This window comes from Rhizobium sp. NXC24 (assembly GCF_002944315.1).
In the GTDB taxonomy this organism is placed as follows: domain Bacteria; phylum Pseudomonadota; class Alphaproteobacteria; order Rhizobiales; family Rhizobiaceae; genus Rhizobium.
The window spans coordinates 3,876,150-3,895,445 of the sequence record NZ_CP024311.1 but is presented as its reverse complement, the minus strand read 5'-3'; the positions used below and the strand labels follow the sequence as shown (position 1 = coordinate 3,895,445).

The 19,296-nt window shown below is 59.9% G+C and carries 18 protein-coding genes; 5 read left to right on the top strand and 13 right to left on the bottom strand.

Annotation, left to right across the window (positions count from 1 at the left end):
- Nucleotides 1-8 precede the first annotated feature (8 nt).
- The gene (locus tag NXC24_RS19140) at nt 9-1,319 is read right to left on the bottom strand and encodes an efflux RND transporter periplasmic adaptor subunit (protein ID WP_104824727.1); all 1,311 of its coding nucleotides are present in this window, start codon (nt 1,317-1,319) and stop codon (nt 9-11) included.
- 85 nt (nt 1,320-1,404) lie between these two features.
- Here NXC24_RS19140 and NXC24_RS19135 point away from each other — a divergent pair, with 85 nt between their 5' ends.
- Complete coding sequence (locus NXC24_RS19135; protein WP_104824726.1) at nt 1,405-2,088, top strand: TetR/AcrR family transcriptional regulator; 684 nt, start codon at nt 1,405-1,407, stop codon at nt 2,086-2,088.
- 134 nt (nt 2,089-2,222) lie between these two features.
- On the opposite strand, the gene NXC24_RS19130 is transcribed toward NXC24_RS19135, so the two are convergent.
- From NXC24_RS19130 to NXC24_RS19100, 7 genes are all read right to left on the bottom strand, one after another.
- On the bottom strand, nt 2,223-2,465 hold the full coding sequence (locus NXC24_RS19130) for a hypothetical protein (protein ID WP_104824725.1): 243 nt from the start codon (nt 2,463-2,465) through the stop codon (nt 2,223-2,225).
- Between the two features lie 132 nt (nt 2,466-2,597).
- The gene (locus NXC24_RS19125; protein ID WP_104824724.1) at nt 2,598-3,323 is read right to left on the bottom strand and encodes a TfuA-like protein; all 726 of its coding nucleotides are present in this window, start codon (nt 3,321-3,323) and stop codon (nt 2,598-2,600) included.
- On the bottom strand, nt 3,320-4,573 hold the full coding sequence (locus NXC24_RS19120; protein ID WP_104824723.1) for a YcaO-like family protein: 1,254 nt from the start codon (nt 4,571-4,573) through the stop codon (nt 3,320-3,322). Before NXC24_RS19120 ends, NXC24_RS19125 begins: the two co-directional genes overlap by 4 nt.
- Before the next feature lie 25 nt (nt 4,574-4,598).
- Nucleotides 4,599-4,895, bottom strand: coding sequence for a hypothetical protein (locus NXC24_RS19115; protein WP_104824722.1), 297 nt, complete (start codon nt 4,893-4,895; stop codon nt 4,599-4,601).
- Between the two features lie 28 nt (nt 4,896-4,923).
- Nucleotides 4,924-6,837, bottom strand: a complete 1,914-nt coding sequence (locus NXC24_RS19110) for a DNA-binding protein (protein ID WP_245463907.1) — start codon at nt 6,835-6,837, stop codon at nt 4,924-4,926.
- Between the two features lie 378 nt (nt 6,838-7,215).
- Complete coding sequence (locus tag NXC24_RS19105) at nt 7,216-7,674, bottom strand: helix-turn-helix transcriptional regulator (protein WP_104824720.1); 459 nt, start codon at nt 7,672-7,674, stop codon at nt 7,216-7,218.
- 196 nt (nt 7,675-7,870) lie between these two features.
- Complete coding sequence (locus NXC24_RS19100; RefSeq protein WP_104825259.1) at nt 7,871-8,173, bottom strand: hypothetical protein; 303 nt, start codon at nt 8,171-8,173, stop codon at nt 7,871-7,873.
- 900 nt (nt 8,174-9,073) lie between these two features.
- Between NXC24_RS19100 and NXC24_RS19095 the strand changes: the two genes are divergently transcribed.
- The 3 genes from NXC24_RS19095 (at nt 9,074) to NXC24_RS19085 (ending at nt 11,910) form a co-directional block, all read left to right on the top strand.
- Entirely contained in the window at nt 9,074-10,087 is a 1,014-nt protein-coding gene (locus NXC24_RS19095; protein ID WP_104824719.1) for an ABC transporter substrate-binding protein, read from the top strand.
- 109 nt (nt 10,088-10,196) lie between these two features.
- Nucleotides 10,197-11,015: an ABC transporter ATP-binding protein gene (locus NXC24_RS19090; RefSeq protein WP_104824718.1), complete on the top strand. Its 819-nt coding sequence runs from the start codon at nt 10,197-10,199 to the stop codon at nt 11,013-11,015.
- A gap of 13 nt (nt 11,016-11,028) precedes the next feature.
- Nucleotides 11,029-11,910: an ABC transporter permease gene (locus NXC24_RS19085; RefSeq protein WP_104824717.1), complete on the top strand. Its 882-nt coding sequence runs from the start codon at nt 11,029-11,031 to the stop codon at nt 11,908-11,910.
- A gap of 86 nt (nt 11,911-11,996) precedes the next feature.
- Here the strand turns inward: NXC24_RS19085 and NXC24_RS19080 are convergent, their stop codons facing one another.
- Entirely contained in the window at nt 11,997-12,587 is a 591-nt protein-coding gene (locus NXC24_RS19080) for a sugar O-acetyltransferase (RefSeq protein ID WP_104824716.1), read from the bottom strand.
- Between the two features lie 348 nt (nt 12,588-12,935).
- Between NXC24_RS19080 and NXC24_RS19075 the strand changes: the two genes are divergently transcribed.
- Complete coding sequence (locus NXC24_RS19075) at nt 12,936-13,649, top strand: DNA helicase (protein WP_104824715.1); 714 nt, start codon at nt 12,936-12,938, stop codon at nt 13,647-13,649.
- Between the two features lie 40 nt (nt 13,650-13,689).
- Here NXC24_RS19075 and NXC24_RS19070 read toward each other — a convergent pair whose 3' ends face one another.
- The 4 genes from NXC24_RS19070 to NXC24_RS35730 all read right to left on the bottom strand — a co-directional run bounded on the left by NXC24_RS19070 (nt 13,690) and on the right by NXC24_RS35730 (nt 19,144).
- Entirely contained in the window at nt 13,690-15,105 is a 1,416-nt protein-coding gene (locus tag NXC24_RS19070; protein WP_104824714.1) for a sensor histidine kinase, read from the bottom strand.
- Nucleotides 15,095-15,763 (bottom strand): response regulator, encoded by a 669-nt coding sequence (locus NXC24_RS19065; RefSeq protein ID WP_104825258.1) that lies wholly within the window; start codon nt 15,761-15,763, stop codon nt 15,095-15,097. Before NXC24_RS19065 ends, NXC24_RS19070 begins: the two co-directional genes overlap by 11 nt.
- Nucleotides 15,764-15,825: 62 nt before the next feature.
- The gene (locus tag NXC24_RS35735; protein ID WP_104825257.1) at nt 15,826-17,619 is read right to left on the bottom strand and encodes an alpha/beta hydrolase; all 1,794 of its coding nucleotides are present in this window, start codon (nt 17,617-17,619) and stop codon (nt 15,826-15,828) included.
- A gap of 10 nt (nt 17,620-17,629) precedes the next feature.
- Nucleotides 17,630-19,144: a polysaccharide biosynthesis C-terminal domain-containing protein gene (locus NXC24_RS35730; protein ID WP_104825256.1), complete on the bottom strand. Its 1,515-nt coding sequence runs from the start codon at nt 19,142-19,144 to the stop codon at nt 17,630-17,632.
- Nucleotides 19,145-19,296 lie beyond the last annotated feature (152 nt).

Sequence of the window (19,296 nt, the reverse complement as noted above, 5' to 3'; positions counted from 1 at the left end):
CGCTTACCTCACTTCTGGGCGCCAGAGGCGGGCTGGGTTTCGGTCTTTTCCAGCTTGGCCTGTTCAGCGGGCTCGCCGGCGACCTGCTTTACTTCGCCGGTCGCGTCATCGATCGTGACGGCGGCGACATTGACTTCCTGGCCGTCCCGGACGCGCTGGCTGCCTTCCACGACCAGACGGTCGCCATCCTGCATGCCTTCGTTCACCAGCCAGCTATTGCCGACGCTGCGTTGCACCTTCAGCACACGCTGCTGTACCTTGTTGTCGGCGGTCACGAACATCGCCGTCGGTTCGCCTTTGGTGTTGCGGAAGACGGCGCGCTGCGGCAGGAGATAGCTGTTTTCCGCGACAGCTTCCTCGATGCTTGCGCGAACATACATGCCGGGCAGCAACACGCGTTCCGGATTGGGGAAGACAGCGCGTACGGTGATCGTTCCGACGGTCTCGGCGACAGAGGCCTCCGAAAATTGGAGTTTGCCGGTCTGCTTGTAGTCGGAACCGTCTTCCAGCGTCAGGTGGACGGAGACGTTGTCACCACTCGTCTTCAATCGGCCTTCCGCAATGGCGCGGCGGAACTCAAGCAGGTTGGTGCTTGACTGCGTCACGTCGACATTCATCGGGTCGAGTTGGCGGATGGTGGTCAGCGCCGTCGTCTGGTCGGCGGTGACGAGCGCGCCGACCGTGACCGTCGAGGCATCGACACGGCCGCCGATCGGTGCGCGCAGCTTGGTGTAGTCGAGATTGATCCGTGCGGTCTCGAGCGCGGCCTTGGCGGAGGCGACATCGGCCTGCGCCTGGACAAGCGTCGCCTGCGCAGTGTCGTAGTCCTGCTGGCTGACAGCGTTCTGGGCGCTCAATCCCTTGTAACGATCCATCTTGGCCTGTGCGCTCGGTATGGCGCCTTCTGCCTTCTGCAGAGCGGCGGCGGCGCTGTCATAGGCGGCCTGATAGGTGGCGGGGTCGATTTCGTAGAGCACGTCGCCCGCCTTGACCTCGCTGCCTTCCTTGAAATTACGGCTGCGGATGATGCCGCCGACCTGCGGCCTCACTTCGGCGATCAGGTAGGCGCTGGTGCGGCCGGGCAGCTCCGCGGTGATCGCAACCGATTGCGGGTGCAGCGTCATGGCGCTGACTTCGGTCTTGACGGCCGGTGCATTGTTTTGCGCGGCCTTCTGCTCGTTGCAGCCCGCCAGCAGCAACGTGGCGGCGATCCCTGCGGCAACCAATGAGATGCGTGTGGCTGGGAGGCGTTTGGATGCCGCCGGACGTACGAATACAGGGGTAGAAGAGGCGCGCTTTTCCACGTTGCTATTTCCCATTGCCTTATTTACAGTACCAATTAGTACAGAAAATATTTGTACCGCTATAAATGTCAATGTCATTTGGCTTTTTTTGAGGTTGGGAATGGAAGCACGGACGGGGGCAAGAGCTAGGGAAGCAGAGCAAACTGCCGCTCGCCGCCCGCGCGGCCGTCCGAAGACCGCGAGTGACGACGCAAAGCGGGCGGAGATCGTCGCGGAAGCCCGCGCGACGTTTCATGAGCTTGGCTACGGCGGCACGACCATGGATCTCGTCGCGGCGCGGTGCAGGATTTCCAAGCAGACCCTCTACCGCTTGTTTTCGAGCAAGACCGAGCTGTTTATGGCGATCATCGCCGAGCATCGTGCCTCGATGCTGGCCCTGCCGCGCGACCCCAAGGAAAATCTGCCGCTCGACAAAGCGCTGGAACAGATTTTCATGATCGACATCGATGAAGTGGCGGAGCGGGACCGCGAGGCCTTCATTCACTTTGCCGTGAACGAAGCGCAGCGGTTTCCCGAAATGGCGTCGCTGCTGCGCACCTACGGTGCCGAACAGTCGCGGCAGATGCTGGCCGATTGGCTCCGCCTGCAGCAGAAACGCGGCCTGATCGAGATTGCCGATGCCGCAAGCGGCGCGCGCATGCTGATGAACATGATCTTCGGCGCGATGATTTCGCATCCCGGCAAGCTGAACGACTGGCCAGACCGCGAAACCCGGCTGCGGCATCTGCGTCATTGTATAGCAATCTTCCTGGCGGGTGTGCAGGCGCATCGGAAGCGCCGATAGGCTTTCAGTCGTTCGCTAAACGACGCCGGACGTTTCGAGATCAGCTCCCGCCACAAAAGCGATGCCGGCATGGCTCCGAAGAACCACACCGGCATCTTTCTCCGGCCCCCCGCCAGAAAACCTAAAAACTGCGCTTAGTGTGCGACAGCCCTATTCACTTTGTCTACGCCTTCTTCGAAGAGCGGCATCTGCAGGCCATTTGCGTACATTTCCTGCAAGACGGCTCCGAGCGCGAGATCGAGGCACCAGACCGGGAATTCGGCGTTCATGCTCTTGGCGCTTTGACGCGCATAGGTGATCAACCGTGCGATCGACGCCAATTCTTTCAGTGAATCCGAATCGTGATGTGCCATTTCGATAGGAAGTATTGCTGTCATGTCATGCCCCTTTGCCCCCGTTCCTGGCGAACTAGATACTCATCGCCAGGAACATGAGCAGACATTAACTCAAGTCGGACACCTTGGCGCGTGACATACAGCGTGACACGAGCGGGGATTGCGAGCTGCTTTTTACGGCGCAATTTCAAGGCGGTGGAAGGCGAACCGCCACAAACTATTGGCCTGGAACGTCCAGTCGTGCGGTGGTTGTTGCCGTTCGTCCGGGCAATCGGCAAGGATGCGGAGCAGGTCCAGGGCATCCGCTCGCTTCTGGTTGACCGCATTGGCGCGCAGCAGGCGAGCGATTTCGCTGCGCCGCGAGGGGTCCGGCAGGTCGGCCGTTTCCGCGAGGGAGCGATAGGTCAGCGATTTGAAGAAGATCGATTCCGCGCATGTTCGCAGGACGTCTCGCTCCATCTCGCTGATCGCGCCGGTCTCCGCCAGCGCCTGCAAGGTTGCCTGCACGTTGACGAGCGGTTCGCTGAGGGGCAGATGGCCAAGTTCCTGCGGCGCATGGATTTGCGCTACCGCCGAATCGTCCGCCAGCGCACCGGAGGCATATGCCTCGAAGATGCGGCCGATGCCGATCATGCCGAAAGCGGCGCATTCGGCGGCGCGCAGCGCGCCCATGCTGGCGGCGCCATAGACGCGGACGCCTTTCGACAGGGCAAAGAGGATTTCCTTGTGCCAGACGGGCGCGACATTTTCGAAAAGTCCGTCGATCAGGCCGATGACGTTCGCGCCATTCTCGAGGGCTTCGACGATATCGCCTTGCTTTGCCGGCGGACGGAGAGCGATGCCGGGATCGGCGATCTCGGCGGCATCGGGAAGCGTTGGGCCGACGAACAGGATCTTCATAGCAGTTGCAACGTTTTCGAGATGGCGCGATAGCCGAAGCGGCGCTTGCGGTCCCCAGCCGGATTTTCCAGTTGCGGCACCACGAGTTTGGCGACCGCAAAGGGAAGCGAGGCGTCGCCAAGGGAAAGGGCAATGGCGGAATTGATGCCCGCCTGGCGCAAACGGACGATGGTCAGATGCAACAGGGCTTCAGCGTCATGCGGCAGGACTTCATTCGGTCTTGCCGCTGGCTTCGGCATGGCGTCGAAGCAACGGCGGATGCTCTCCGGTAGTTCCCGGGTGAAATTCTCGGGACGGATATCGTCGCGGGCGCCGCTGATGAAGGTCAGGCGCGATTGCGCTGCTTCCGTCACGGCACGGATCGCCGCTCGCACCGGCGATAGATGAGCGCCGCTGCCGATCGTAACATCGAGGTAGCGGATACGCCGCGCTTCTGCGATTTCTCCAGGACCGAGGAGGGCCACGATAACAGGTATACCAATGTTGCTGGTGATATCGAAGAGCCGCAGCGTCAGGCCGGCGGCAGTAATCTTCACGATAAGTTCGTCCAGCACTGGATCGGCGAACGAGGCAGGATCGATGCAGGCGCCCATGCGCAGCTTCGGCTCGGAAATATCCCAGAGGACTTCGGCATCACGCTCGATGCGTTCGAGTAAGCCGTGCAGGATGGCTTCGGCCAGTACATTCCCCGAGGCGAGGCCATCGGAAGACTGCCAGAAGCGCGAACTGCGGACAGTGCGGTCAAGCGTGACTGCGTCGAAGGGAACCCAAGCTTTTTGGGCGGCGATCAGATCATAGCCTTCGGCCCAGGTGATCTCTTCGTCGTCGGCGATATCGGCCTGACTCTTGGCAATCAGCGATGGCAAGAGATCGGCATGAAGTCCTTCGGCCATCAGTTGCCGGCGACTGGTAATAACGGTTTTGACGGCGGGTGCGCCTGCAACAGTCCGCTCCAGTGCCTCCATGGCCGCTGAGACCTTGGCATCGAGATCGGTGATGCCTTTGCCATTGTTGATGACGATCGAGCGCGCGTTCGGACTGACCGCCTGCCAGACGGGAATGCCGACCTTGTCGAGCCCCGTCAAGCGGCCGAGGCGGGTGACGCCATGAGCCGCAAGACAAGGTTCGATCCGCCGAAACGTCTCCTCGGCGGAACAGGTACGGTCTGAATAAGGCGATGAGGCGGCGACAAATTCCTTCCGACCTGAATTCCGGGTGAGGAATTCAACCAAAGATGGATCTGAAGTCATTACCGCCGCCACGACGCCTCTGGTGTTACTCGTCGAGCCTGCCACCCGCAGGAGCTTCGTCGAGCCTGCCGCTTGCCGGGCCCTCGTCCAATCTGATGCTCGCTGCTTCATCGAGCCTACCATTAGCGGCATCAGCCGAACTGCCAACGGCAACGGCAAGGTTGACACCCTTAATGATAGTTGCGCCGGCATTACGCAACTGATCGGCAGTGCCGAGATCGCTGCCCGCTGGCGCTGCGAGCGGAGATATAGTACCTGCGCCTAGATCGGCGAGGTAAAGTTGTGAATTGCCGGGAACGCCGATTACTACAAAATTTGTCATGCCCAAATCCCCTCAATGGTTAAATATCTCAGTCAAATCCTGCTCTTCGCAGCCCTTCGCGATATTGGTCTTTCTGCCATTGTTCTCGTAGGGGAACGATGGAAAGCCAAGTATCGATCTTAAAATCAGGATAGGTCTCTTTAACTTTGCGCACCAACGCTTTGGCCTTGCGCATGTCGCCCGCCATTGCCGCCGTTGCCGCGGCAAGTCGCGCAGCCTGAGAAGGATCGGCCATACGCGAGATATAGGCGCCGGCATCCTCATAACGTTGAAGAGAGTAGTTAGCGCTTGCTGCTGTCCAGAAATAGAGGTCCGGGCTCAACGGATTGAGCTTGATGGCGCGTTCAACCTTTTCCAAAGCCTCACTTGGTTTCGAAGCATGCATCAGCGTGTCGGCATAGTCGGCGATGACGTCGGCATAATGCGGACTGATAGTCTCGGCTAGTTCGAAGGCCTCGATACTTTCATCAAAAGCTCCCTGGTAGAGCTTGGCGACGCCGAATTGATGATAGCCGCCCACGATATCCTGACCGGTCGCAATCGCCTTGCCGGCCTCTTCCTCGGCAAGCTTCAACAGCCTTGCGTCGCCCTGCGCCGTCACCAACCACTCGAGATGGTAGGTGCGCGCGACGCCGCTGAGAGCAGGCGAGAAATAGGGGTTCTCCTTCAGGGCTGCTTGGAATGCCTTGCGGGCCCGACGGATGTCCGGCAAATCGAGATGTTTCAGATGACGCTGGCCGAGCAGATATTGACGATAAGCTTCCGGATTCCGCTCGAAATAGTCGCGGGAAAATTCGTTGCGCTCGATATAGCTAGCGACCGACGCCACGACGCGTTGACCGATTTCGCGATGCTGGCGCGGCAGATCCTGGGCCTCCATGCTGAAGCGCTCGGCCCAGATAACTTCGTCATTGCCAGCGTAAACCAGTTGCGCGAAAAGCCAGTAGGCGCTGCCGTCGAAGCTGAGCCTTGTATCCAGCACATAGTTGATGGCGTATTTTTCCAGCATTGCACCCCGGTCGAGATTGAGCGCAATCTTTTCCGCCGTGTAATGCGCTACCATCGTCACGGTCTTCAACACGCAAAGACCGACGGTGATATCTTCCAAAAGCGCTGCCGAGAGAAAGACGGCAGGCTGATAGTTGCTGGAGGTGTTTACCGGCGGCAAAAGCGCGAGCTTGGGTGGCCCACGAGGCACCGGCGGAATGACTTCCAACTGCGACGGCGCTTTCTCCCGAAGCTGCGGCGCGATGCTGCGCTGACGTTCGAACAGCCGCCGCGCAACGCTTAACGTCTGCGGATCGGGATCGACCGGCAATTCGCCCCAGCGATATTTTCTGCGGCTTTCAAAAATATGGCGGGCGCTTTCGAGCTGGGGTTCGCCGGCATAGGTCTCTCCCAATATCTGGTAGACCGTCTCATCTTCGGGATGAGCCTCGAACAGCCGCAGCGCCGCCTCCTTGACAATGGTGGCGTCCGCGTCCTTGCCCATGGCCGCAATGGCATCGCGAAGTGTTGTCAGCATCTTTGTCTTGATGCGATCCCGCTGTGTACGCAGCCACATTCGGGCCGTGCCACCGATGACTTCGGTGCGGGCAAGAAAATCCCAGCGGCCGAGTTGCAGCAACTCTTCCAGGGCGGTGTGGGGGTTAGTTTGCGACACCGCATCCAGCAGCGCGAGATCGGTGGTGAAGGCTTGGAGATTCGCGCTGACGGTCGCCTGCTCGATCAGCAGCAGCCCGATTCCGAGCTCGTCCTGGCGGTTTTTGACACGCGACAGGGTCTGCCGCAGATTGGCAAGCCCCTTATCCAGGGGAATGTCGCCCCAAAGAAATTCCGCAAGCTCCGCACGGTTTTTTTGCGGCGAGGGGCTTGTCAGCAGAAAGCAGAGCGACAGCAGACCCTTTTCGGGAAAAGGCACTGTCGCGCCTGTTCCGTCCACGAGACGTAGGTCTCCGAATGTCAGCAGTCTGAAATCCATATGCCCCCACTGCATCTAGCAGCGTCCCGATATCGCAATCATGGCTTTCGGCATCGCTTGCGATCACGTCATGTGATCACAGGTATCTTTTTGAGAATTCACACTACGACGACTGCTATCCTATCGCAATCGCTAGAACATCTTTGTTTTCGGTTAAATAGCTAGAAGCGGACAAGGTGCCCTGGATTCAAAAAGCCGGAGCCACTCGTCTGCGCTTGAATGAACGCGCCGCACTCAAGCATTTTCTGCGATGGCGGGTTCCGCGATCGTCGATGGGGGGACAATCTAGCATTCGATCAAGATCCGCGCCTCACCCATTTTTCGGGCGAGGCATGGAGATCAGTTTCTGAGGCCGAAAGGAACTTCGGCTGCAGGCGGCGCATGTACGACGGCGGGCTCGGAGGCGTTGGCCAGCGATTTGATGAGCATCAGCACGGATTGGCGGACACTGGGATCGTTGATCTTCATGAAGGCCTTGTTGAGGCTGAGACCTTCCTTGGACGTCAGAAAATCGGACAGGTCTTCAAGGCCACTGATCGCCCCCAACCCTTCCGTCGTCAACGGCTGTGAGTTGTCCTGCTGGAAGAAGAAAGCGACAGGGACAGCCAGAACCCCTGCGATCGCCTGCAACCGGCTGGCGCCGATGCGGTTGGTGCCTTTTTCGTACTTTTGCACCTGCTGAAAGGTAACGCCGATCTGTTCGGCGAGCCGTTCCTGGCTCATGCCGAGCATTAGCCGGCGCATGCGCACGCGTGAGCCGACATAGGCGTCAATCGGATTTGGTACTTTTGCACTCACTGCGCAATCTCCTCATTCGAACGGGGGAACCCCAGCGGGCGCCACCTTACAGATGCCCGGGGAGGAGGCAAGGAACACGTCCCCAATCTGCCCGTTCAGTGTGTATTAAATGTTGGTAAATTTCAACCAAAAGTCCTGGCGCCAGAGATTTTCCCCCGAACGTCAAAGAGATAATCGGCTGAAAAGAACCTTCGCGTCAATGTGGACTAAAGTCTGAGGACGATCTGCAATTGTATAAGGGACACACCGGATTGTCTTTGGTCGGTACGCGGGCGGGAGCTGCGTAGTGGCCGGTTCCGCATTGTCCGTCGCCGGCTACATAGCGGTCATAGAGCACCACATTGCCGCTCTTCGAGGGGTAGCGAAGCAGCGCCGCGCGCTCCCGCGAAATTATCTGCTGCATCGATGCGCAGGTTTGCTTGAGTGAATCATAGCGCGAGATCGCCAATGCCGGATCGGCAGTCGCCAATAAAAGCAAAGTTGCGCCCACGATGTTCATGGATGTTCCCTCGATGAACATAGCTCGTCTCAGATGCGCCACTCAGAAATCTTCAGGGATCTGGGCTCGAGATTTTACGGGTGCAAGAGCCGGCGGCCCAGCAGGCGCCGATCTTTCGTCGGCGATCCCAGGAGCAGTCTGCTGCTCACGGCGTTTACTACATTAATTTTTTCTTAAATAACGCAAGGTTAGTCTTTTCAACCATGTGATTATGGGAATTGGTCATTCTCGGGAGGAGCGGAGTGGGGCCGGAAGCAAAAATTTTTTGCTATAACGCTCATTTTTTTCGAGAGAAGCTTGGTTATATTTCCTATTATAAAATCAACGAACTAGCGTATTGCGCGACACGAAACTCTAACACTGGTTGAGTGAGAGAACCAAAATTGGTCGAAATCGCGTCTTGACCCTGTTATATTAGGTGGTCTTAATGCCCTTCGTCCGGTCGTGCCCGCGCCCGGACAAGTTGCTGGAGTATTAGGCCCGCTGCACCAAGAACAGCGGGTCCTTTTTTCACTTCCATTTTTTTGTTTTTTTGCGGGGCCCGCCATGCTGATGCAGCAGGGGGGTCAGCGAGCCCCGGCCGTCCAAGCACGGCGGCACGACGATCAACCAGAACTCCGCTGCCGTCCACAAACCGCTGCTTTAATTGCTGCTGATGCAACTCGCACAAGCATTGCAAAGCGTGGGTACTCGCAAATATTTGCATTGGGAACACCGGCACTTCCCAACTTCAAAAGGTCTGCTGGCGGTGGTTGAGAAAAAAATCGCGATGCCGTTCTGCGGGAATTCCGCTGAAAGCTGACTGAAAGGTTGCCCGCGCTAGGCTTGCCCAGCTTCGTGGAGGAAGCACATGCCGTGCGCGAACATCTGACGCAGGCATCCTAACAGGAGGAGACACTCATGCGTTCATCGCGCACGCTTTTTCATACCGTTGCCCTTTCCCTCGTCATGACCGCCGCTTCCCTCGGCGCCACGGCAGCGCATGCTGCCGACAAAATTTCCATCATGGTGGGCGGCTATGAAAAGCAGATCTATCTGCCGGCCAAGCTTGCGGAAGGCCTCGGCTACTTTAAGGACGAAGGCCTCGATGTCGAGCTTCTGAACGAATCCGCCGGCGTCGATGCCGAAAACCAGCTCCTCGCCGGTGCCGTCCAGGGCGTCGTCGGTTTCTACGATCACTGCGTCGACCTGCAGGCCAAGGGCAAGTTCATCGAATCCGTCGTGCAGTTCAGCCAGGCACCGGGCGAGGTGGAACTGGTGTCGGCCAAGCATCCGGAAATTAAGTCCTTCGCCGATTTGAAGGGCAAGAGCGTCGGCGTTACCGGCCTCGGTTCTTCCACCAACTTCCTGACGCTCTTCATGGCGTCCAAGGCGGGCCTGTCGCCGGCTGACGTCACCCCGGTTCCGGTCGGTGCCGGCCAGACCTTCATCGCAGCCATGCAGCAGGACGCCATCCAGGCCGGCATGACCACCGAACCGACGATCTCGCGCATGCTGAAGACCGGCGAAGCTTCGGTTCTCGTCGATCTCAGAACCTTGAAGGGCACCGAGGCCGCTCTCGGCGGCACCTATCCGGCCGCGTCGCTTTATATGGACGCCGCCTGGGTCGATGCTCATAAGGAAGAAGTGCAGAAGTTCGCAAACGCCTTCGTCAAGACGCTGCGCTTCATCAACACCCATTCGGGTGCCGAAATTGCCGAGAAGATGCCGAAGGATTTCTACGTCGGTGACAAGGAGGGCTACATCAAGGCTCTCGACGCCGGTAAGGAAATGTTCACGGCTGATGGCGTGATGCCGGAAGATGGTCCGAAGACGGTTCTCGCCGTGCTCTCGCAGTTCTCCAAGAACGTCAAGGGCAAGACGATCGACCTGTCGAAGACCTACACGACTGAATTCGTCAAGAACGTCAAGTAAGCAGTCATAACGCCGCTTCCGGAAGGTTCCGGAAGCGGCAGTTCAAGAGACTTTGCATTTCACTGGGCTTTGCGTGCACGCCCCGAAGGCACGCGTCAGGATCAGCACCATGCAACAGGATGAACGCCGCACCCCGGCGATCGAACTCATTAATGTCAGCCGCCGTTTCGTATCGCCGACGGGCAAGTCGCTGACCGCACTTCGCGATTTCAACATGACCGTCGAGCGCGGCGAATTCGTCGCCGTCGTCGGTCCGACGGGCTGTGGCAAGTCGACGACCCTCAATCTTGTCACCGGCCTTGCCAAGCCAAGCGCCGGCGAAGTCCGACTGATGGGCGGCCCGGTCAACGGCATCGACCCGCGCGTCGGCTTCGCCTTCCAGACGGATGCGCTCTTCCCCTGGAAGAACGTCATCGACAATGTCATGTCCGGCCCGCTGTTCCGCGGCAAGTCCAAGGCGGAAGCCGAAAAGAGCGCCAAGGACTGGCTCGCCCGCGTCGGGCTTTCAAAATTCCTGCATCATTATCCGCATCAGCTCTCGGGCGGCATGCGCAAGCGCGTTTCGCTGGCACAGACCTTCATCAACGAGCCGGAAATCCTGCTGATGGACGAGCCGTTCTCGGCGCTCGACGTGCAGACCCGCACGGTCATGCATGAGGAGCTCTTGAAGCTCTGGGCCGAACGCCAGGCTTCCGTCGTCTTCGTGACGCACGATCTCGAAGAGGCCGTGGCACTCGCCGACAAGGTCTATGTGCTGACCGCCGGCCCGGCGACGGTGAAATCGGTCTATACGATCGACCTGCCGCGCCCGCGCGTCGTCTCCGAGATCCGCTACGAGCAGAACTTCATCGATTATTGCAAGACGATCTGGGATGACCTTCGCGAAGAGGTCGAAACCAGCTATCGCCGTGCCGCTGAAGCGGCATAAGGGAGGATTGATCATGGCAAACACAGCCCTCGAAACAGGCAATGCCCCGATCTTCCGCGCCGGGACTTCGGATGCGGAAATCGAAGCCGCAGCGCTGAAGGCGCTCACCCGCCGCAAGTACGTTGTCGTGGCATGGCAGGTCGGCATTCTGCTCGCCATCCTTGGTCTCTGGCAGGTCGCCTCCGATCTGCACTGGATCGACCCGTTCTTCTATTCCAGCCCGTATGGCATCGCGTTGCGCCTGTGGGACTGGATCACCGAGGGCACCGAGAGCGGCTCGCTCTGGTATCATCTCGGCGTCACCATGGAAGAAGCGCTGATCGGCTTCGTCATCGGCTCGGTGACCGGCGTTCTCGTCGGCGTCGCTCTCGGCCGCAACAAACTCGCTTCCGATATCCTGTCGATCTACATCAAGGCGATCAACTCGATCCCGCGCGTCGTTCTCGCGCCGATCTTCGTGATGATCATGGGCCTCGGCCTTGCCTCCAAGGTCGCGCTTGCCTTCATCATGGTGTTCTTCGTGGTGTTCGCCAACGCTTTCCAGGGCGTTCGTGAAGCCGACCGCAACATGATCGCCAATGCCCGCATTCTCGGCGCTTCCAACTGGCAGGTGACCCGCAACGTCATCCTGCCGTCGGCAATGAGCTGGATTTTTGCAAGCCTGCACATCTCCTTCTCCTTCGCCATCATCGGCGCGATCGTCGGCGAATTCGTCGGATCGCTCGCCGGCATCGGCTACCTGATCTCGATCGCCAAGGGCACCTATGACGCAGCCGGCCTCTATGCCGCGATCATCCTCGTGATGGTGGTCACGCTCGGTGCCGAATACGTGATGACGCTCGTCGAAAACCGCATCACCAGATGGCGTCCGCAGCAGCACATGGACGTGCAATAAGCCCTCGAGGCACTCAGTTAACTCCCAAGGCCGGGCACCCCCACCCGGCCTCTTTTTTTGTCTGCCGGTCAGGCCCTACCGTATGCTCAGGGCTGAAAACCCGTTCTGTCCATCTCGGTGATCTCTCTAATTACCTTGCAAGGAACGCCCGCTGCAATCACACCTGCTGGAACGTCTTTGGTCACGACGCTACCTGACCCAATTATCGCGCCATCGCCAATGGTCACGCCCTGGTTGATGTGTACCCCGGCGCCAATCCACACCCCGTTCCCGATCCTCACCGGCTTCGCGTAACACGCACCCGCCGCGCGCTCGGAAGCATCAATTGCGTGGTTGGAGGTGTAAATGCCGACACGGGGACCGAACAGCACGTCATTACCGATCTCGATGCCGCCACCGTCCAGCAAGACGCAGTCGAAGTTGGCGTAGAAGTTGTTGCCGATAACGACGTTCCGACCGAACTCGCAACGGAACGTCGGCTCGAAAAGCACGTGCTCGCCCACCTTGCCCAACAGCTCACGAAGGATGCTTTCCCGTTCTGCGGACGTCTTGCCGAAGCTTGCATTGTAGCGGTTGGTCAGTAGAACGGCCTCCTCTCGAGCCTTGATCAGCTCGGGCGTCAGATCGTTGTACATTTTTCCAGAGCGGATGATTTCCAACTGGTCAGCAAGCGTCATGGGCACTCTCCCCTCAGGTATTGTTTGTGTTTTATTTGCTTAGTTAATACGCATGAACCGTCCATGAATGATTGCTGATGGGTGTTTCGACGACAGCTATGGCGAGCGAGCTTTGCTTGCGCCAAGTTGCCATATAAGCCGGGACGGCCGGGCGGCCGTTATTGTCCTATCGCGCAATTTCCTCCGGATGAGAATCAGCTTATGGTCCGATTCCGGCAAAGCCCATGCCTCCCCCCTCCATCCGGGAAAGTATCGTTCATGCGGGGCTGATCGATCATCGAACCGACTGTTCGAGCGCCAAGCATAAGGAGGGGTTGCAATCGTTGCTCGCGATAGGAGGTTTTACAGATGAGGCTTTCTGGCCCAATTTATCGCTTGAAGCGTAAAGCCCGGCTCATGTCGCGCGAGGAGAATATTCCCTTGCATGAAGCGCTGGACCGAATTGCAGCCGAGGAAGGTTTCCGCGGCTGGAGCTTGCTTGCAGCTCGTGCGGACGCGACGACGCCCGCCGGTGAGATGTTCGCGCAATTGGATCCTGGCGACCTGGTGCTTCTGGGTGCCCGTCCGGGCCACGGCAAAACGCTGATGAGTCTGAGGCTGGCGGTCGAGGCGATGAAAGCCGGCAACCGTGGCATCTTCTTCACACTGGAGGATACCGAAAGGGCCGTTCTCGATCGTTTCCGCATGATTGGCGCTGAGTTCGAGTCTTTCAAAGACCGGTTCGAATTTGACTGTTCAGACGCGATCAGCGCCGACTATATCGTCGAGAGGCTGGCGTCGATGCCCAAGGGAACGCTGGTGGTCATCGATTACCTGCAAATCCTCGATCAAAACCGGCAGAAGCCGGAATTGATGGTGCAGGTCCTGACGTTGCGATCCTTTGCGCGTGAGAGAGGTCTGATCCTCGTCTTCATCTCGCAGATCGATCGGTCCTACGATCCGTCGATGAAAGCCTATCCCGATCTCAAGGATGTCCGTCTGCCCAATCCGCTGGATCTGGCGCTGTTCGACAAGACATTTTTCCTGAACAAGGGCGAAGTCCAGCCTCGGGCGGCAGGATAACGGTCCTGCTTCTTTCTGGTTGCTGGCGGTTGGGACTCGGTCAAACCGCCGGCAGCCTTACGGTCACTAACAAGCCGCCGCCGGGCGCGTCGCTGAGCGCGATCGTGCCGCCGGCGCCGTCGACGACTTCGCGGACGATGGCTAATCCGAGGCCGCTGCCTTCGGGCTCCGTGCCGATGATGCGGTAGAAACGCTCGAATACTTGCCCGCGTTCGGCCTCGGGAATGCCCGGACCGTTGTCCTCCACCGACAGTACGGCGTTGTTGTCATCAAGCCGGACCCCGACCGTGACGCGGCCATTGGCCGGGGTATAACGCAGGGCATTGTCGACGAGATTGACCAGCATCTCGCGCAGCATGGTGCCGTCGCCTTCGACATGGACCGGCGCGCCATCGGCCTCCAGTCCCAGGTCGATGTTGCGTCTCAGCGCTTCTTCCGCCAGGTTTTCCAAGACTTGCCGGGCGGTGGCAACGAGGTCGATCGTGTCGCTACGTGGACGGCGGCTGCCGGGTTCGGCCCGCGACAGGGTGAGAAGCTGGCTCGCCAGCCGTGTCACCTGCCTTGTACTGGAGCGTAGTGCCGTCAGGGCTTCGTCACGTCTGGCATTGTCGTCCTCGCGCGCCGCCACACTTGCCTGCGTCGAGATGAGCGCAAGCGGCGTGCGCAACTGATGGGCAGCGTTGGAGACGAATCGGCGCTGTGCCGCCATCTGGTTCTGCACCCGCTCCATATGATCGTTCAGCGCATGAACCAGGGGGCGTAGCTCGCTCTGCACCATATCCGGCTCCAGCGGGTCCAGCCGCTGGCGGCCGCGTTCGCGCACAGCATCACGTAGCCGCAGCACCGGTGTCAGACCGCGCTGCAGGCCGATAATGGTCACCAGGCCGGCGAGCAGCACGAGCACGAGCTGCTTGGTGAAATCCGAGAGCCACAGCCTGCGGCGCATGGCGTATTGGCTTTTGTGGGTGACGGCGACGGTGACGGAGATCGTGCTGTCTTCGCTAAGGCCGACGATCGGATGGTTCAGCATCATCAGCCGAACCTGATCGGCGCGGAATGTGGTATCTTCACCGACCTGCTGTTTCTTCGGTTGCGGCAGATCGGGATAGCCGGCGACGAGGTTCCCCCACGCGGTCACCACCTGATAGAAGACGCGGTCGCCATAACCGGTATCGAACATTTCCAGCGCCGCCGGTGGGAGATCGACTTGGACAGTGCCGTTTGCATCGACATGTACGGCTTCGGCGATGACGCGGGCCGATGCAAGCAGCGTGTGGTCGGTGACGAGGTCCGAGGTGGCGTTCGCCGAGTGGAAACTGAGGTACAGATTGACGCAGATCGCCCCGATCAGCGTCAGTACCACCCAGGCAAAGAGTTGCGCCCGCAGGCTGGAGGTCAGCCCTGCGATGGCGCGGCGCAGACGTCCCTTGCGTGCTTGGCTTTCGTCATTGCGCATGGCGAAGGAGATAGCCGAGGCCACGCAGCGTGGCGATCTGCACGGCGCTGCCTTCGAGTTTCTTGCGGACGCGGTGCACGTAGATTTCGATGGCGCTGGTGTCGGCGAGATCGTCGAAGCCAAAGACGCTTTCGGACAGCGCGGTCTTGGTGACTGTCGTGCCGACCTTCATGACGAGATGTTCGAGCACGGCATGTTCGCGCGGCGTGAGCGCCAGGGTTTCGCCGCCAAGAAAGAACTGCCGCGTGCCGCCGTCGAAGAGCAGGTCGCCCACGGCGATTTCGGGTGCGGCGCGATCATGGCCGCGGCGGACAAGGGCGCGGATACGGGCTTCCAGCTCGGCGATTTCGAAAGGCTTTGCCAGATAGTCGTCGGCGCCGCTGTCGAGCCCGGCAACACGGCCGTCGAGGCTGGCATTGGCGGTCAGGATGATGACCGGCACCTTGTTGCCGCTTTGGCGCAAGCGCTTCAACAGCGTCAACCCATCGATTTTCGGCAGTGACAGATCGAGGATGACGACCGCGTAACCCGCCACTTTCAACATATGTTCGGCGTCCTCGCCGTCATAGGCGATGTCGACGGCATATTGCGCCTGACGCAGCGCCTTGCCGAGCCAGGACGCCAGTTCGCGGTTGTCTTCGACGATCAGGAGCCTCATGGAGCAACTATACAGCAAGTACCCGATAGTGCGAGTGTTTCCGGAATTGCCGTGGCCCTATTTCAGCGCCGCCACAGCCTCAATCCCATCTCCTTCACCTCTCGCAAATATACTTTGCGCGCATAGGGCGGCGTCAGATTGTGGTCGGTATCGGGAATGATGGTGAGGCGGATGTCGGGGAAATTCTTGAGGCCGGCGGCATCTTCGCCGAAATGTTCGCGGAAATGATCGAGACCAATGTCGTGGGCGCTGTAGATCAGGGAAATATCGACTTGGCGTTTGACGAGCGAGCGGAAGCCGTTGATGACGGTTTCGTGCTCGCCGGCGAAGAACGGGAGAACGCCGAGGAGGGGGCGGCCGAGACGGACGGCGCGCCGCGCCAGCGCCACGACGATGTTGCGCGCCGCACTTTTGGCGTCGATCTGGCCGCCATAGAGCCGCTTCAGCGTCTCAAACTGCAGGAATTTCTGGCCGTAGGTCTCGAGCGAACGCGGCACGAAGCGCAGGGCTTCCTCCACGGGCTGGGTTTCATCCCAGAAGAAAGCATAGGGGTTGACGGTGATCAGACCGCCGCACCTGCCATCTTGGATAGCGCTCTGATAAGCGAGATAGCCACCGCTGCAGCGGCCAACGGCAAAGGCGGGCAACAGTTTCTCCGCCTCCAGAAGGTCGAGAGCGGCGCTAACGTCCTGAAGCTGCGCGGGCGAATAGAGCACCTGTTCCTGCGCATCGGGAAGCGGCGGACTGTCGGCGACGTTGGCGGTATCGAAACGCAGCGAGGGGATGCCGTCGCGTGCAAGCGTTCGCGCCATGGTCACCGACATTCGGCCCCAGCCAGCATGGCGGTCATAGGCCGTGGTCAAAAGCAATGCCGTCGCGCCCGCACGGGTGCCTGTGGGTTCGCAGAGAATGCCGGAGAGGCGGTTGCCCTCGCCAAAGCGCAGCGGCGTTTCGCGAAAACCGTCGCCGATCAGCGGTTCGGCGCGCGGCGCGCGGAGAATTCTGCGAGATGCCGTCGCGGATTCTTCCGTCGCGATCGACCGTGCCCAGTCCAGAACTTTCCGGCCGGCTTCGAGCGGCATGGTGGCTACGGTCGGGTTCGATACCAGCTCGTCATAGCCCTCATAGGCCGAGCGTTCGACGCGTGGGCCGAGGGTTTCGAGATGGGCAGCGAAATCGGCGTCTCCAGGGCGGCCGGGCCGCGTCAGGACAAGGCAATCCGGCGCGCTGATATGGGCAAGCGTCATCAGATTGAGTTTCTTGACCGCGGCGGCGATAGAGTCCGGCATCTGCAGGCTGGCGATGGTCACGCCCTCGGCCCGGCGTTGCGCTTCGGTGAGCCCCATGCCCTCGTCGATCATCTTCGACCAAACGGTCAATTCGCGCAGATAGGCGCGGCCGGAAATGGTCGGAGCCAGAAAGGCGATGCCGTCGACGCCGGAGAGCTGCTCTGCAATATCAAGGGCGACGACGCTTCCGAGCCCTTGGCTCACCAGGATAAGCCGCTCGCAGCCGGAGAGCGATCGCAGCATGCCGGCGGCGGCGAGGGCCGTGCCTTCCCAGAGCGCCAGTCCTTCACCCGGATCGGCAACGTCGAGCGCATCGCCGGTGCCGGCATAGTCGAAGCGGAGGCTGGCAATACCTTCCTTGGCAAAATCTTCGGCGAGAATGCGCCAGAATTTGCGGGTGCACATTTCCTCGAAACCCCAGGGGCTGAGGAACAATACGGCCGTCTGGCTCGTCGGTGCCGCGGCGGGCATGAACAGGCCGACAGTTCCGGCGAAAGTCACCGGCGTGGCGGCGGGGGTGACATCCTTAAGCGGGCCCTGGTATTCGGCGGCTCCCAACGCAGCCATGGCATTCTCCTCAAATTCGGCGCGGCGCCAGCCATGCCAGCGCGTGAACGGCAATCGGATGAGCGCGCCGGGGCAGACGCGCGGCAATTTGCTGAAGGACGGCGATATCCTCCGGCGGCACGGCATTCAGCAGCCGGAGCGCCAGGCCATAGACCAGGATGCCGGCAATGACGGCGCTGACGAGGCCGGGAATGCCGGGCAGCACATGGATGAAACCATAGGCCGCGGCGGCGCAGAGCGCGGATGCGCCGGTCACCTTGGCAAGGCTGACGAACATACTGTGCATCGAGCCCTCGAATTCCATGCGGCGCACCATCAGCACGCACATGGCGGAGAAGGCGAGCAACCGCACTAGCGCGGCACCTTCGCCGCCATACGAGGGCACTGCGATCAGGCAGCCGACGACCATGATGACGCTGGCGACGCCGCCGATGATGGTACGCTCGCGCATGCGGTCGATGGAGTAGAGATATTGCGTGCAGATCTGCATGAAGACGTAGGGAGCAGCCGTCAGCGACAGCAGCGCCACCATGCCGCCGCTCGGGCCGAAGGGCTTGCCGAAGATCGTTACCACCAGCTCAGGGGCGATCGCCGCAAGGCCGAAGCTCATGGGCAGGGTAATATAGGAAATGGCGCGCGCGACGCCCTCGAAGACATGAACCGGCAACTTGCCCGACGCCTGCGAATGCATCTGTTCGGAATAATAGGGCAGCAGGCTGCCGCTCAACTGCACCGGAAGCTGCAGCGCCAGATTGGCAAGCGACAGGCCGACGGCGTAGAAGCCGACTGCTTCGATGCCCCAGTAATGCTGCAGGAAGACCAGCTCGATGCGGTTCAGGAAGATCGAGCTGTTGATGAATTCGACCGAGAGAATGAGCGAGGAACTGACGAGATAGCCAAGGCTGACGCCGCAACTGTTCCGGCGCGCGACTGCGATCCTCAGGCTGGAAACGAACATCGGGAGCTGACCGATGGCATAGCCGGCAAGAGCGCCGCTGACGCCAAAGAAGATGGCGCCGAGAAGCACGGTGGCGAGCTGCAGCACCGAACTTGTCAGGGTGATGCGGAAGAAAGCGCCGAGCTGTTGTTCGCCGACCAGATAGTTCTTGCTGTAGGCGCCCAGCGACTGAAGGACGAAAAACGCGCCGGTGATGACGATGACGGACCATTCATCGTTTGCCCAATGCAGCCGCTCCGCTTCCCAATAAAAGGCCGTGTAGCCTGCGAGCAGGATCAGCGTCGACAGGATCGTCGGGTGCAGGAGGTAGGCCGCAAAGCCGCGCCGCTCCTCCGTCGAATAGCCCTGGACTTTTAGTTGCGGCAGTATGCGCAGTAGCGTGATGCCGGTGCCGAGTTCGGCGACGAGCGCGCCCGTGGTCGTCAACCAGAGCGAAAAGGCGATGATGCCGTTAGCTTCCGGGCCAAGCAGGCGGGCAGCGATGATCGAACAGGCAAAACCGGTCGCCAGCAGGGTCAGCCCCGCCGCCGCGTTCAACGCCGAATTCGCCATGATGCTCTTCGTCATGAAGATTACCGTTCCCCAGGTCGCAGAAATTGGCCGCAAATGCCGGCTCTTCATGGAGATAGCGCCTGCTGTATTTCATATGCCTTAATATTTACCGTCTATTCCTAATGTAACTTTCATTTTTACTTCGGCTAATATGCATATTTCCGATA